Raw genomic sequence first — 14,358 nt, 5'->3', positions numbered from 1 at the left:
ACCCCTGCTCCTGCCCATGTGCTCATGGATCGCGCGGTTTTGAACCCTGTCACGCGGTGGCGTCGCGCCGGACGGCCGCGCGGCCTCGACCGCGCGCTGGTCGTGGCGGTGCTTGCCGGGCCCCTCGCGGCCTGTTCGGGCGACGTCGTCCGCTCGCTGGCTTCCGACGCAGGCTACGGGCCTCGGGTCGTTGCGGCGCCGGATTTCGTCACCGAATCGCGCAGCAAGGAGAAGCCCGACTTCATGCCGGTGGGCGTCGATGCCCCGAAGCGGCCGGTCCGGGCGAAATCCGTCACGGGCCAGAAGGCGTTGGAGGCCGAGTTGGAGAGCGCCCGCGGGCGCAACGAGGCGCGTGGCCGCGCGGCCGCCAGCGCCGGCCAGGGCGCCGCTGCGACGATCAAGCCGGCCCCGCAGCCGCCCCAATAGCCACCGTTTTGTGGGTCGGCGGCGGCGCGCAACTCTGCTACAGCGGGTGGTTCGCGCGACCGGCACAGACGAAAGACGCCAGAATCGGGACGCGCCGATGGACACGCCCATGACCGACTTCCACCGCATCAAGCGACTGCCGCCCTACGTCTTCGAGCAGGTCAACCGGATCAAGGCCGCCGCCCGCGCCCAGGGCGCCGACATCATCGATCTCGGCATGGGCAATCCGGATCTCGACGCCCCGAAGCACGTCATCGCGAAGCTGTGCGAGACCGCCGGGCGCCCGCGCACGGACCGCTACTCGGCCTCCAAGGGGATTGCGGGTCTACGCAAGGCCCAGGCCGGCTACTACCAGCGCCGCTTCGGCGTCACCCTCAACCCCGACACGCAGGTCGTGGCGACTCTGGGCTCGAAGGAGGGCTTCGCCAACATGGCCCAGGCGATCACCGCGCCGGGCGATGTCGTGCTGGTGCCGAACCCGAGCTACCCGATCCACGCCTTCGGCTTCCTGATGGCCGGCGGGGTGATCCGCTCCGTCCCGGCCGAGCCGACCCCGGCGATGTTCCCGGCCCTCGAGCGGGCCATGCGCCACTCGATCCCGAAGCCGGTCGCCCTGGTGGTCTGCTACCCGTCGAACCCCACCGCCTACGTGGCGAGCCTCGACTTCTACCGGGACCTCGTGGCCTTCGCGAAGCAGCACGAGTTGATCCTGCTGTCGGACCTCGCCTACGCGGAGGTCTATTTCGACGGCAATCCGCCGCCGTCGGTCCTGCAGGTGCCGGGTGCCATCGACTGCACGGTGGAGTTCACCTCCCTGTCGAAGACCTACTCGATGGCCGGCTGGCGCATGGGCTTCGCGGTGGGCAACGAGCGTCTGCTCGCGGCGCTGACCCGGGTGAAGTCCTACCTCGATTACGGCGCCTTCACGCCGATCCAGGTCGCCGCCACCGCCGCCCTTAACGGGCCGGACGATTGCATCCACGAGATGCGCGCCATCTACAAGAAGCGGCGCGACGCGCTGGTTGAATCCTTCGGCAAGGCCGGCTGGACCATCCCGTCGCCCGCCTCCTCCATGTTCGCCTGGGTCCCGATCCCGGAACGCTACCGGGAGATGGGTAGCCTCGAATTCTCCAAGCTGCTGCTGGAGAAGTCCGACGTCGCGGTGGCGCCGGGCATCGGCTTCGGCGAGTTCGGCGACGAGTACGTGCGCATCGCGCTCGTCGAGAACGAGCAGCGCATCCGGCAGGCGGCGCGTAACATCCGCCGCTTCTTCGACGGCGCCGACAAGACCCTGCAAAACGTCGTGCCGATGGCGCGGGTCGGGTAGGGGGTAGCCGCCTCCTGATTGTTGCCGCGGGGCGACAGGTTCCGGCAAAGGCACGTTCGTCCCGCGCCGGAGCTTGTCAGGGCGGGTCGTGATGGCCAGGGTCAGGTGCGGGGGTCTTCCCGCGTTCCGAGTGTCGCATGCGCCGCCTGAACCTGATCGCCGCCCTGCTGCTCGCCGCCGCGGCCTCGGCCTGTGCGCCGAACCCGATCATCGCTCGTGATCCGGTGCCGGCGCCCGGTCCGACGGATGTCTATGCCTGCGATTCGAAGCCGTTGCCGGTCAACGCCTTCATGACGGATTGCCGCCCAGCGCCCGTGAGCCGGCAGGTGGTCGTACGCGCCCGCGGCTGATCCTGTCCTGCAGCGGTCGCTAACCGCGCGGGGCACAGGAGCCGGACAGGACGCCGACGATCAGCTAGAGTGTAGGCCAGTCGCCGGCCCGGCCGGTCCCCTGACGGAGCATCGCGTGAGCACAAAGACCTTGATCGCCGCCGGGCTGCTCGCCCTCGTGACGGGGCAGAGCGCTTCGGCGGCCGACTCGGCTTATCCGCCTGCGCCCTACGCGCCGCGCGCCTTCGTCTTCGTCGCGCCCAATGGTCCCACGGTGCTGCCCACCGAGGGGTGCTGCCAGCCGGTCGTGCCGCCGGGGCGCCCCGATCTCGCGGTCCCGCCGGTCCCGGTGGCCGAGGTGATGAACGGCGGCGGCTTCGGGTATACGGGGTTCGACTACTACAACGACCAGATCACGGAGAGCCGGTTCGGTGCGCGCAAGCGCCCGAAAGAATACGTGATCGCCCCATCCTACATCGTGCCGCCGCGGTACTGAGCCGTCTTCGCGGGCCTCAATCCTTATGCGGATCGTGGCCCCAGTTCATCAGCGACATCCGCCAGGGCGAGTCGGGATCCTTCCGGGCTTCGCCGCCCTGCTTCAGATGGCGGTGGACGTAGCCCACGATCTTGCGCATAGCGGCGTAATCGTCGTCGGTCAGGTCGGTCTTCTTCTTGTCCTTAATCGCCAGGATCCGCCGACCCATCGCGTGGCCGGTCGACTCGTCACCGTCCGTCTTCTGGCCGACCTCCTTGCTGGCCTCGCTGTCGAGGTGCTTCTTCAGCGCGGCCGGCGTCATGTTGACGGCCTCGTTGAACTCCTTCCACGTCGCCGCGTGATCGTCGTCCGCCATTCGCGGGCTCCCTTCGCTCCCCTGTCGCTCGTGCGCGACAACGCGCCTGAGGCGGGCCGGCTCCTGCCAGGCCTGCGGTCGGGCGCCGCATGGTCGCGCGCGATGCGGCCAAGCGGCGTTTACAGGCCGGCCCCCGGGCGGTATCACCCCGGGCCGACAAGCCCATATCCTTCCCGCACCTCATTCCCGAAAAACCAGATGCGCGCCGAGATCGAGCAAGCCTCGGATGCCGCCAAGCAGTCTATAGGGCTGCTGAGGAGGCATCTTTGACTGGGATACAGTCGATAAACGCCTCGCGGAGCTGAACGCGGCTTCCGAGGACCCCGGCCTCTGGAACGACGCCGAGGCCGCCCAGAAGGTCATGCGCGAGCGCCAGCAGCTCGACGAGGCCGTCACGGCGATCAAGAAGCTCGAGCGCGACCTCGAGGACGGCGCCACGCTGATCGAACTCGGCGAGATGGAGGGTGACGAATCCTCGATCCGCGAGGGCGAGGCGGCGATCCTGGCCGTCGAGAAGGAGGCCGCGAGCCGGCAGGTCGAGACCCTGCTGTCCGGCGAGGCCGACGCCTTCGACACTTATCTCGAGGTCCATGCCGGCGCCGGCGGCACCGAGAGCCAGGACTGGGCGAACATGCTCCAGCGCATGTATGCCCGCTGGGCCGAGCGCCGGAAATACAAGGTCGAGGTCGTCGAGATGACCGACGGCGAAGAGGCCGGGATCAAGGGCGCCACGCTCCTGATCAAGGGCCACAACGCCTATGGCTGGCTCAAGACCGAGTCCGGCGTGCACCGTCTGGTGCGGATCTCGCCCTATGATTCCAGCGCCCGGCGGCACACGAGCTTCGCCAGCGTCTGGGTCTATCCGGTGATCGACGACCGGATCGAGATCGAGATCAAGGAATCCGACTGCCGGATCGACACCTACCGCTCGTCCGGCGCCGGCGGCCAGCACGTCAACACCACCGACTCGGCGGTGCGCATCACCCACAACCCCACCGGGATCGTGGTGGCCTGCCAGCAGGAGCGCTCGCAGCACAAGAACCGGGCGACCGCCTGGAACATGCTGCGCGCCCGCCTGTACGAGCTGGAGCTGAAGAAGCGCGAGGAGAAGGCCAACGCCGAGGCCGCCGCCAAGACGGATATCGGCTGGGGCCACCAGATCCGATCCTATGTGCTGCAGCCGTATCAGCTGGTGAAGGACCTGCGCACCGGCACCCAGTCCACCGATCCGGACGAGGTGCTCGACGGCGACCTCGACCCGTTCATGGAGGCTTCGCTCGCCCAGCGGGTCTACGGCGGTGGCGAGGCGGTCGAGGACATCGACTGAGCCGGGCTGCCGGCTCGTCCAATCCAATCACCTCATCCTGAGGTGCCGGAGCGCAGCGGAGGCCTCGAAGGAGCCCTCCGGAGACCGCCGCGATCCCTGGAGGCCTCCTTCGAGGCCCGCTGACGCGGTCACCTCAGGATGAGGGGGATGGGTGGGCATACCCGCACATCCCCCCGCAAAGCCCCTCAATACCCCAGTGCCGATCCGTCCTTGCGCGGGTCCGAGCCGGCCGCCAGCGTGCCGGCCTTGCGGTCGATCCAGATGATCTGTCCGCCGCCGAGCGGCAGCGGCGCGCGGATCGCCGGGTGGCCGCGCTCCTTGAGCCCCGCCATCACCGCGTCGGAGACCCCGCCCTCGACCTCCAGGCTGCCGCCGTAGGCGAAGCTGCGCGGGGTATCGAGGGCCTCCTGCACGTCGAGGCCCCGGTCGAGCAGACCGGAGAGCAGCTCGACATGGCCCATGGCCTGGTAGTGGCCGCCCATGACGCCGAACGGCGCGACCGCCTGCCCGTCCTTCATCAGCATGCCGGGGATGATCGTGTGCATCGGCCGCTTGCCCGGACCGACGCTGTTCGGGTGGCCGCCCTCGGTCCGGAAGGACAGGCCGCGATTGTGCAGCAGCACGCCGCTCTCCGGCGCCAGGATGCCCGAACCGAAGCCCTGGAAGATAGAGTTGATCAGCGACAGCGCGTTGCCGTCCCGGTCGACCACGCAGAGATAGACGGTGTCCTTATGGGCGCGGCCCTCGGCGACCTCCCGGGCGATCTCTGGGTAGATCTCCGGCGCCTTCGCCCGGCCCATGTCGATCGCCCCGTGGGCGGCGGCCTTCCAGGCGTCGGAGAGCAGGTGCTCGATCGGCACATTAGCCAGGGCGGCCTCGCCGAACAGGACGTCGCGGTGGTGGTAGCCCTGCTTGCACACCTCGGCGAAGAGATGGAGCCGGTCGAGGTCCGAGAGGGCGCCGACATCGTAGTATGACAGCACGTTGAGCATCATCAGCGCGGCGAGACCCTGGCCGGCGGGCGGGCACTCGTAGACGTCGTAGCCGCGGTAGCGGGTCGAGACCGGTGTGACCACGTCGGGCCGGGCGGCAGCGAAATCCTCGAGGGTGTGCAGGCCGCCGAGTTCGTTGAGCCGGCTCACCATGTCGGCGGCGACGGGGCCCGTGTAGAAGGCGCGCGCACCCTCCGCGGCGATCTTCCGGAGCGTCGCCGCGAGCTTCGGCAGGCGGACGACGCTGCCGATCGCCGGTGACTTCCCACCGTGCAGGTAGGTCTCGGCGGCGTGGGGATCGGCGGCTACGCGCTCGGCGCCGCGCAGCCAGTCCCAGCCCACCCGCTGCTGAACGACGAACCCGTCCTCCGCGTAGCGGATCGCCGGCTGAAGCAGCTCGCCGAGGGATCGGGTGCCGTGCTCCCGCACCAGCAGGTCCCAGGCCGCGACCGCGCCCGGCACCGTCACGGCGTGCGGCGAGGTCGGGGTGATGGTGACGCCGTGCTCGGCGTACCAGTCGGGCGTCGCGGCGGCCGGGGCCCGGCCCGAACCGTCGAGGGCGATGGGCGTGGTGGCGCCCGCGGGGGCGTAGAGGGCGAAGCAGTCGCCGCCGATGCCGGTCATGAGCGGGTCGACCACGCACTGCACGGCCACCGCCGCGATGCCGGCATCGACTGCGTTGCCGCCGGTGCGCAGCACCTCGATGGCGGCGAGCGTCGAGAGCGGGTGCGAGGTCGCGACGGCGGCGCTGGCGGCGTAGACCGGGGAGCGGCCGGGGGCGGAGAAGTCTCTCACGGGATGTCCTGCTGTACGGATCGTCTCGACGAGACGACGCTGCGTGATCCAGAAAACGGCCTCATCCTGAGGTGCCGAAGCGAAGTGAAGGCCTCGAAGGAGGGCTCCAGGAGGCGCGCGGCTGGCTGGAGCCCTCCTTCGAGGCCCGCTGGCGCGGGCGCCTCAGGATGAGGTCGGGGATAGGAAAGGCTGAACGACGCCGTCACGCGGCCTTCCCCTCCGGCAGCGCCACCCAGTGCGCCGGTGCCACCTCGGTGAGCGGCCCGTCGGGCGGCTGGTCGTGACCGGCGAGGTCTCGCGCTGCGAGGCGGGCGCGCTCCTCGGCCGGGTGCGGCACCGGCACCGCCGCCAGCAGGCGGCGCGTGTAGGGATGGCGCGGGTCGTCGTAGAGGGCGTCGGCCTCGGCCAGCTCGACGATCCGCCCTCGCCAGAGCACCGCGACCCGGTGGCAGAGGTAGCGCACCATCCGCAGGTCGTGGGAGATGAACAGGTAGGAGAGGCCCATCTCGTCCTGCAGGTCCTGGAGCAGGTTCACCACCTGCGCCTGGATCGAGACGTCGAGCGCCGCGATCGGCTCGTCGGCGACGATGAAGCTGGGCTTCAGGGCGATCGCCCGGGCAATGCAGATGCGCTGCCGCTGGCCGCCCGAGAACTGGTGCGGATAGCGTCCCATGAAGCGCGGATCGAGCCCGACCCGCTCGAAAAGGCCGGCCACGGCCTCGCGCCGTTCGGACCTGCGCATCTCCCGCCGGTGCAGCTTGAACGCCTCGGCGACGTATTCGCCCGCGCTCATCCGCGGGTTGAGGGCCGCGTAGGGGTCCTGGAACACGGTCTGGATCCGGGCGCGCATCTTCCGCATGGCGCTCGCCGGCAGCTTGGCGAGGTCCGTGCCCTCGAACGCGACCGTGCCGGAGGTCGGCGGGTTGAGCATGGTCACGGCCCGGCCGATCGTCGACTTGCCGGAGCCCGACTCGCCGACGAGCCCCAGCGTCTCGCCGGGACGGATATCGAAGCTGACGTTCTCGACGGCGCGGAACACCGATCCCCTGCCGCCCCACCAGGAGCGCAGAGGATAGTGCTTGGACAGGTCGCGCACCGAGACGACCGGTTGGGGCTGTCCGCTCATCTCGCGGCCTCCGCCTCGAGGAGCTTCGGCAGGTCGTACCAGGCGGCGACGAGGTGGCCGGGCGCGGCGCCGGGCGCCTGCGCCAGGGGCGGCATCTCGGCCCGGCAGCGGGGCGTCGCGTAGGCATTGCGCGGCGCGAACGGATCGCCCGTCAGCGGGTGGCGCATGTCCGGGGGCGCGCCCTCGATCTGGTGCAGGCGGCGACCCGCCCGGCCGCCGCCGAGATCCGGCAGGGAGCGCAGCAGCCCGAGCGTGTAGGCGTTGCGGGGATCGGAGAAGATATCGTCCACGGGGCCGCGCTCCAGGATCCGGCCGGCATACATCACCTGCACGGTGTCGCTGATGCCGGCCACCACGCCGAGGTCGTGGGTGATCCAGACGATCGCCATGCCGAGCTCGCGCTTCAGATCCTGCACCAGGGCGACGATCTCGGCTTGGACGGTGACGTCGAGGGCGGTGGTCGCCTCGTCCGCGATCAGCAGCTTCGGCCGGCAGCTCAGGCCGATCGCGATCATCACCCGCTGGCGCTGGCCGCCGGAGAACTCGTGCGGGTACTGGTCGAGGCGCCCGGCGGCGTTCGGGATCCGGACGAGGTCCAGCAGCTCCTTCGCCCGGGCGCGGGCGGCGCGGGCGTCGAGGCCGAGATGGATGCGCAGGGGCTCGATGATCTGTGCCGCCACGGTCATGCCGGGGTTGAGCGAGCTCATCGGGTCCTGGAACACGAAGCCGATCGCGCCGCCGCGGATCTTGCGCAACTCCCGCTCCTTCAGCGTGAGGAGGTCGCGGCCCTCGAACCGCACCTGCCCGCCGGTGATGCGGCCGGGCGGTCGCGGGATCAGGCCCAGCATGGCGAGGACGTGCACGCTCTTGCCGGAGCCGGACTCGCCGACGATGCCCAGCGTCTCGCCCTCATGCAGGGTGTAGGAGACGCCGTTGACCGCGTGGACCGCGCCGCCGTCGGTGTCGAAGGCGACCGCGAGGTCGCGGACTTCGAGGAGGGGCTTCATCATGTGCGCTGCCTCGGGTCGAGGGCGTCCCGCAGGCCGTCGCCGAACAGGTTGAAGGCGAGCACGGCGAGGAAGATCGACAGGCCGGGCCAGATCGCCATCCAGGGCGCCTCGTCCATAAAGTTCTTGGCGGTGTTGAGCATCGCGCCCCAGGAGGGCTCGGGCGGCTGCTGGCCGAGGCCGAGGAACGACAGGCTCGCCTCCGCGATGATCGCGGCCGCGATGGTCAGCGTCGCCTGGACGAGGATCGCCGGGACGATGTTGGGCAGGATGTGGACCCGGGCGATCCGCCAGGGCGGGTTGCCCATGGCGCAGGCCGCCTCCACGAATTCCTCCGCCGCCACGGCGCGCACCTGCGCCCGGGTCAGCCGGATGAAGGTCGAGGTCGCCGAGAGGCCGATGGCAATCATCGCGTTGACGAGGCTCGGGCCCAGGAAGGCGGCGAGCGCGATCGCGAGGATCAGGAACGGGATCGCCAGCAGCGCGTCGGTGAGCCGGGAGATCACCCCGTCGATCCAGCCGCCCGCGTAGCCGGCGAGCAGTCCGAGCGGCAGGCCGAGGGAGACGGCGAGCGCCACCGACACGAGGCCGGCGCCGAGGGAGGCCCGGGCGCCGAAGATGATCCGCGAGAGCACGTCGCGCCCGACCTCGTCGCCGCCGAAGGGGTGGGCAAGGCTCGGCGCGCCGCGGACATTGGCCCAGTCGGTGGCGGTCGGGTCGTAGGGAGTGATCCAGGGGGCGAACACCGCCATCAGGATCAGCAAGCCGACGATGACGAGGCCCGCCACCGCGCTCCTGCGCGCGCGCAGGCGTCGCCAGAACGCCGCGAGGGTGCTGGGTTCCTGGATGAGGGCCGGGGCGGGAGAGCCGGCCGGTACGGCCTCCAAGCCGACGGCCTCGGCGCGGGCGATCTCGCTGCCGGTGCTCATGCCCGCCTCAGCTTCGGGTTCACGGCCGCCGAGAGCAGGTCGGCGGCGAGGTTCAGGGCGATGTAGGTGGCGGCGGTGCAGATCACGACGCCCTGCACGGTGGCGAAGTCCCGGTTGAACACGGCATCGACCATCAGCTTCCCGAACCCCGGCACGGAGAAGACCTGCTCGGTGAGCACCGCCCCCGACAGCAGCTGGCCGAATTCGAGCGCCCCCAGGGTGATAATCGGGATCGCGGCGTTCGGCAGCGCGTGCCGCAGGGTGACCCGCAGCGGCGAGACGCCCTTGGCGCGCGCGGTGCGGACGTAGTCGGAGCCGAGCACGCCCAGCATCGCCGCGCGGGTGTGGCGCATCATCACCGCCGCGATGGCGTTGCCGAGCACGAAGGCCGGCATCACCATGGCGGCGAGGTTCTCCGACAGGCTCTCGAAGGGCGAGACGTAGCCCGAGGCCGGAAGCCAGCCGAGTTCCACCGAGAACAGCAGGATCAGCAGGATCCCGAGCCAGAAATTCGGCACCGACAGGCCCCAGAGGGCGATGCCGTTGGCGACCGTGTCGGCGGCCTGACCGCGCTTGACCGCCGAGAGCACGCCCATCGGCACGCCGATGGCCAGCGCCACCAGCATGGCGAGGCAAGCGAGTTCGAGCGTCACCGGCAGCTTCTCGACGATCAGTTCGGAGACCGGTTTCTGCAGCCGGATCGACTCGCCGAGATCGCCCCGCAGCACGCCGCCGGCCCAGTAGGCGTAGCGCACCGGCAGGGGCTCATCGAGGTGGTATTTTCCCCGGATGAACGCGATCACCTGCGGATCGCGCTCCTCGCCGGTGAGCGCCGTCGCGACGTCGCCCGGCAGCAATTGCTGCAGGGCGAAGATGATCATCGAGGCGAGGATCAGCGTCGGGACCGCCAGGGCGAGGCGTCGGGCCAGGAACCGCAGCATCAGTTGAGCTTCAGCCCGGTGAAGCGCACGAGCCCATCCGGATAGGGCACGAAGCCCGTGAGCTTCTGGCTGTAAGCCCAGAGCAGCTTACGGTGCAGGATGTAGATCCCCGGCCGGTCCTTCAGGACCTGATCGGCCAGCGCCTTCCAGGCGGCCTTGCGCTTGACCGGGTCGACGGTGCCGCGCTCAGCTTGGAGGGCCGCGTCGGCCTCCGGGTTGCAGTACTTGGGATAGTTCAGCGCCGCCTTGCAGGCGAGGAAGCTGTAGGTGTTGCCGTCCGGGTCCGAGCGGCCGCTCCAGGAATAGAGCTGCGCCTCGTAATTGCCCTTGTCGGCGGCATCGAGCGCCGTGGTGAAGTCCACGGCCTGGATCTTCACGTCGAACCCGGCCTCCTTGGTCATCGCCTGGATCACCTGCCCGACCTGCGGCGCCTCGCTGTTGGCGTAGACGGTCAGCGTGATCTGCGGGTTGGGCTTGCCGGCCTCGGCGAGGAGCGCCTTGGCCTTTGCCACGTCCCGCTTCGGAATCGGATATTCGGCGACGTAGTTCGGGTTCTTCGGGTTGACCCACTGGTTCCCGGCCAGGAACTCGCCGTTGTAGACGACCTGATTGATGGCGTTCCGGTCGAGCGCGGCTTCGAAGGCGGCGCGCACCTTCGGGTCGGCCACCGGCGAGCCGGCCTTGTTGGGGTTGAACAGGATCTCCTGGAAGCCGAGCTCGTAGGTGGAGTCGAGCTTCAGCTTGGCGTCGCGCTTCACCTGAGGCACGTCGGTGGGGGCGAGCCGCTCCAAGAGGTCGAGCTGTCCGGCCCGCAGGTTCGTCAGGCGCACGGTGGCGTCGGGGATCGGCCGGAATTCGATCCGCTGGATGTGGATCGCGTCCTTGTTCCAGTAGTCGGGAAAGCGCTCGACCACGATCCGGTCCTGCGGCACCCGCTCGACGAACTTGTACGGTCCGGCGCAGACCGGGGCGGTGGCGAACTTATCGCCGAGCCGCTCGGCGGCCTTGGGCGAGACCATCATGCCGGCCCGGTCGGTGAACTGCGCCATGAGCGGCGCGAACGGCTGCTTCAGGTTGATGCGGAACGTGAGGTCATCGACCACATCCACCGAGTCGATCGGCGCGATCTCCGAGCGGCGCTGCGAGCCCGGCATCTTCATGTGGCGCTCGATGGAGTACTTGGCCGCGGCGGCATCGAGCTTCTCGCCGTCGTGAAACAGTACGCCCGGCCGCAGGTGCATGGTCAGCGCCTTCTCGTCGGGCGACAGCTCCCACGCGGTCGCGAGCTGCGGCACCGGCTTCAGGTCGGGGCCGATATCCACAAGCTTGTCGCAGAGGGCGGCGAAGACCATCCGGCTCGCGAAGGTGCGCGCCAGCGTCGGATCGAGCGCGTCGGGATCCTCCATCAGGCCGTAGCGCAAGGTCTGCGCGGCGGCGGGCCCGGCGAGGGCGATCCCGGCGAGGAGGCAGGCGGCAAGACGCAACATGAGACCGTCCGAATGCAGGCGCAGATGGCGGGATCGGACCGGCCGCAGCCGATCCGCGAGGCGGGTGACACTGTCGCGTACCGCCGTGGCATGCACAATCCCAGGCAGCATCCGTGCCACCCGGTGAACATGCATTTTGCATCCAATCGCCCGCGGCGGCTCAGTCTTGAGGCGCAGCCGGACCGGCCGAACCTCTCTCCATTGTCGCGAGGCCGCTAGCACGGGCTCGCCTGATGATTGTGTAAACAAGAGCTAGTGCGAATGTGATGCGGGATAAGATCAATTTTAAGCAGTTTTTGAATATCTCGGCAGGTTAATCCGTCCCACAACACGACCATGTACCGGGCGTGGCGATGAAAGGCATGAATGGCCAGCGGCATCACATCATCTTGCCTGCCTTGTGCTGGAGCCAGCGGCGCCGGGATTTCTACGCCATCACCACCGACGTCTCGGCGGAGGGCATCCGCTTCCGCTCCTCGTCCCAACTGGCTCCCGGCGAGGATCTGACCTGCAGCATCCGTCACATCGGCTTGCTGGAGGTGCGGATCGCCCGGGCAGCCGGCCAGGAATTCCTCGTGTCGGTCCGGGGTGGGCGCGCAACTCTTACAGGGCTGGCCCGCCAGTTCGTGACGCTGGCGCGCGCGCAGGACCTGCATCCGGAGCCGCTCCGTGTCCACCAGCGCATCGTGCCGAAACAGAAGATCGTCCAGGTCACGCTGGAATGCGGCCGCGCCCTGCCGGGTCACGTGCTCAACATCTCGGCCTCCGGCGTCGCGTTGCTGGTGGAGCAATCGCTGGAACTCGGCGCGACGATCCGGGTCGGGCGAAAGGCGGCCAAGGTGATCCGCCATTTCACGCACGGCGTCGGGGCCGCCTTCGTGGAACCGTTCGAGCCGAGCGCCGTCCACGAGACGATGACGCTGTAAGTGCCGCGGCAAGCCCTCGCAGAGCCGCGGGATGGGCGCTACATCTTGCCGGGACCAGCGAAGGATCTCCGATGAAGCGCCTGTTCTCCGCCTCCCTTGCCGCTCCTGTGGCCGCGCTCGCGCTGCTGCCGCAGGTGGCCCTCGCCCATTCCGGCCATGGGGCGGCGACGGGTGCGGAGGCGGGGTTCCTGCACCCGCTGATGGGCACCGATCACATCCTGGCCATGGTCGCCGTCGGCCTGCTGGCGGCGCTGCGCGGCGGGCGGGCGCTCTGGGCACTGCCCCTCTCGTTCCTGGCGCTGATGAGCGCGGGGGCGGCGCTCGGCATGGCGGGCGTTGCGCTGCCCTATGCTGAGACCGGGGTCGCGCTCTCCATCGTGGTCTTCGGCCTCGCCGCCATGATCGGGCTTCAAGCTCCGGTGGCCCTGCTCGCCACTCTTGTCGGCACCTTCGCGGTGTTCCACGGCTACGCCCACGGGGCCGAGATGCCGGAGACGGCCTCGGGCCTCTCCTTTGGGCTTGGCTTCCTTGCGGCCACCGCACTCCTCCACGTGGCCGGACTCGGTCTCGGGATCGGTCTCGCGCGGATCGGCGCGAGCCGTGCCGCGCCGGCCCTCGGCGCCGGTGTCACCGCGGCCGGCCTCGCACTCCTGGTGCTGCCGGCCTGAGCGGCGCAACCGATCCTTCGGCCAGACGCGCATCCGTTTCGGTGGAGCCGCCCCGCCTGAGCATCCGCATCGATCTTGGGCCAGATCACCGCCTCGGTCCCGGCAAGGTGCGGCTCTTGGAGTTGATCGCGGAACACGGCTCCATTTCCGGTGCCGGCCGTGCGCTGGGCATGTCATATCGGCGGGCTTGGCTCCTTGTGGAGGCGATGAACAGCGGTTTCGGCCGTCCCGTGGTCGAGGCGCAGACCGGCGGCCGGGCGGGCGGCGGAGCCCGGCTGTCCACCTTCGGGATCGAGGTGGTGGCGCAGTACCGAGCGATCGAGGCGGCCGCGGAGGTGGCGGCCGCCCCCTTCCTGGCGCGGCTCCGGCGCGCCGGCTGAGCGGGTGACCGCGTGTTGGCCGCGGTCGCTATGTCACAGGGCCGCCGGGGCTGACATCGCCGCCGCACGCCCCAGCTCTCGCCCGCCGCGACAGTCCCGCCGGTGAGAGGACCCGATCTCATGATGAACCTTCCGACACTCGCCCTGATGAGCCTTCTGGCCGGGGTCACGGGGGTGCAGGCGGCCCCGAAAATCGAGCGCCTGCGCGGCACAGTCGAGTCTGTCAGGGGCGACGGCTTCACGCTGAAGACCCGCGACGGCAAGACCGAACAGGTGCAGCTCGCGCCCGACGCGAAGGTCTCCTGGGTCGTCCCGGCGCGGCTCGACCAGATCCGGGACGGGGTCTTCATCGGCACCGCCACCAAGGGTGAGCCGCCGGTGGCGCTGGAGGTGGTTCTCTTCCCCGAGGCGATGCGTGGCACCGGCGAGGGCCATTACGACTGGGACATGATCCCGGACCGGACCGGCGGCGGCGCGCCGATGAAGAGTGCCATGACCAACGGCACCGTGAAGGCCGATGCGCTCGCGACTGCGCCGGACGCGCCGCTCGTGAAGAGCGCGATGACCAACGGCACCGTGAAGGCGAGCGGCGGTGGGGCCGAGCGCACGCTGACGGTGGATTACGGCCAGGGCCAGTCCATCCGGATCTTGGTGCCGCCGCAGGCCCCGGTCGTCACCTTCGAACCGGCCGATCCGGCGGCGCTCTCGGCCGGTGCCAAGGCATTCGTGATCGCCGCCCGCGGCGACGATGGCAAGGTCACGGCGCGCCGCGTGGCCGTCGGCAAGGACGGCCTGACGCCGCTCATGTAGGGCTGCACACGCGTAAGCGCCGACACATCAAGCAAGG

16 protein-coding genes are annotated in these 14,358 nt (G+C 69.8%); 9 read left to right on the top strand and 7 right to left on the bottom strand.

The window, feature by feature from the left end; genetic code table 11:
• The first annotated feature begins 39 nt into the window (after positions 1-39).
• The 4 genes from ACYCO6_RS27250 to ACYCO6_RS27235 all read left to right on the top strand — a co-directional run bounded on the left by ACYCO6_RS27250 (position 40) and on the right by ACYCO6_RS27235 (position 2,578).
• Positions 40-426, top strand: a complete 387-nt coding sequence (locus ACYCO6_RS27250) for a hypothetical protein (protein WP_459765161.1) — start codon at positions 40-42, stop codon at positions 424-426.
• 109 nt (positions 427-535) lie between these two features.
• Positions 536-1,753, top strand: coding sequence for an LL-diaminopimelate aminotransferase (locus ACYCO6_RS27245; protein WP_459765159.1), 1,218 nt, complete (start codon positions 536-538; stop codon positions 1,751-1,753).
• A 137-nt stretch (positions 1,754-1,890) separates the two neighbouring features.
• Positions 1,891-2,103 carry a hypothetical protein gene (locus ACYCO6_RS27240; protein WP_459765157.1) on the top strand — a complete coding sequence of 71 codons (213 nt, stop codon included), beginning with the start codon at positions 1,891-1,893 and terminating at the stop codon, positions 2,101-2,103.
• Positions 2,104-2,218: 115 nt separating this feature from the next.
• A complete protein-coding gene (locus tag ACYCO6_RS27235; RefSeq protein WP_459765155.1) occupies positions 2,219-2,578 on the top strand; it encodes a hypothetical protein in 360 nt (119 codons plus the stop codon).
• Between the two features lie 16 nt (positions 2,579-2,594).
• Here ACYCO6_RS27235 and ACYCO6_RS27230 read toward each other — a convergent pair whose 3' ends face one another.
• Positions 2,595-2,933 (bottom strand): DUF3140 domain-containing protein, encoded by a 339-nt coding sequence (locus ACYCO6_RS27230; protein ID WP_459765153.1) that lies wholly within the window; start codon positions 2,931-2,933, stop codon positions 2,595-2,597.
• A gap of 198 nt (positions 2,934-3,131) precedes the next feature.
• Between ACYCO6_RS27230 and prfB the strand changes: the two genes are divergently transcribed.
• Positions 3,132-4,260 (top strand): peptide chain release factor 2 gene (gene prfB, locus ACYCO6_RS27225; protein ID WP_459765151.1). Its coding sequence is split into 2 segments (ribosomal slippage): positions 3,132-3,200 and positions 3,202-4,260, totalling 1,128 coding nucleotides; the frame shifts between segments, so codons are not numbered across the junction.
• Between the two features lie 185 nt (positions 4,261-4,445).
• Here prfB and ACYCO6_RS27220 read toward each other — a convergent pair.
• The 6 genes from ACYCO6_RS27220 to ACYCO6_RS27195 form a co-directional block, all read right to left on the bottom strand.
• Positions 4,446-6,047 carry a gamma-glutamyltransferase family protein gene (locus tag ACYCO6_RS27220; protein ID WP_459765149.1) on the bottom strand — a complete coding sequence of 534 codons (1,602 nt, stop codon included), beginning with the start codon at positions 6,045-6,047 and terminating at the stop codon, positions 4,446-4,448.
• 202 nt (positions 6,048-6,249) lie between these two features.
• Positions 6,250-7,173, bottom strand: coding sequence for an ABC transporter ATP-binding protein (locus tag ACYCO6_RS27215; protein WP_459765147.1), 924 nt, complete (start codon positions 7,171-7,173; stop codon positions 6,250-6,252).
• A complete protein-coding gene (locus ACYCO6_RS27210; RefSeq protein ID WP_459765145.1) occupies positions 7,170-8,183 on the bottom strand; it encodes an ABC transporter ATP-binding protein in 1,014 nt (337 codons plus the stop codon). Before ACYCO6_RS27210 ends, ACYCO6_RS27215 begins: the two co-directional genes overlap by 4 nt.
• A complete protein-coding gene (locus ACYCO6_RS27205; protein WP_459765143.1) occupies positions 8,180-9,109 on the bottom strand; it encodes an ABC transporter permease in 930 nt (309 codons plus the stop codon). Before ACYCO6_RS27205 ends, ACYCO6_RS27210 begins: the two co-directional genes overlap by 4 nt.
• Complete coding sequence (locus ACYCO6_RS27200) at positions 9,106-10,050, bottom strand: ABC transporter permease (protein WP_459765141.1); 945 nt, start codon at positions 10,048-10,050, stop codon at positions 9,106-9,108. Before ACYCO6_RS27200 ends, ACYCO6_RS27205 begins: the two co-directional genes overlap by 4 nt.
• Positions 10,050-11,537 carry an ABC transporter substrate-binding protein gene (locus tag ACYCO6_RS27195; RefSeq protein WP_459765139.1) on the bottom strand — a complete coding sequence of 496 codons (1,488 nt, stop codon included), beginning with the start codon at positions 11,535-11,537 and terminating at the stop codon, positions 10,050-10,052. The genes ACYCO6_RS27200 and ACYCO6_RS27195 overlap by 1 nt, the downstream gene beginning before the upstream one ends.
• A 362-nt stretch (positions 11,538-11,899) precedes the next feature.
• Between ACYCO6_RS27195 and ACYCO6_RS27190 the strand changes: the two genes are divergently transcribed.
• The 4 genes from ACYCO6_RS27190 (at position 11,900) to ACYCO6_RS27175 (ending at position 14,321) form a co-directional block, all read left to right on the top strand.
• Positions 11,900-12,463 (top strand): pilus assembly protein PilZ, encoded by a 564-nt coding sequence (locus ACYCO6_RS27190; RefSeq protein ID WP_459765137.1) that lies wholly within the window; start codon positions 11,900-11,902, stop codon positions 12,461-12,463.
• Positions 12,464-12,534: 71 nt separating this feature from the next.
• Positions 12,535-13,131 carry a HupE/UreJ family protein gene (locus tag ACYCO6_RS27185; protein WP_459765135.1) on the top strand — a complete coding sequence of 199 codons (597 nt, stop codon included), beginning with the start codon at positions 12,535-12,537 and terminating at the stop codon, positions 13,129-13,131.
• A gap of 41 nt (positions 13,132-13,172) precedes the next feature.
• On the top strand, positions 13,173-13,511 hold the full coding sequence (locus tag ACYCO6_RS27180; protein ID WP_459765133.1) for a winged helix-turn-helix domain-containing protein: 339 nt from the start codon (positions 13,173-13,175) through the stop codon (positions 13,509-13,511).
• Between the two features lie 120 nt (positions 13,512-13,631).
• Complete coding sequence (locus ACYCO6_RS27175; protein ID WP_459765131.1) at positions 13,632-14,321, top strand: metal ABC transporter permease; 690 nt, start codon at positions 13,632-13,634, stop codon at positions 14,319-14,321.
• The last annotated feature ends 37 nt before the right edge of the window (positions 14,322-14,358 follow it).

The organism is Methylobacterium sp. CM6257 (assembly GCF_054611515.1).
The sequence above is the reverse complement of the archived record's forward strand: the minus strand, read 5'-3'. Positions and strand labels throughout refer to the sequence as shown.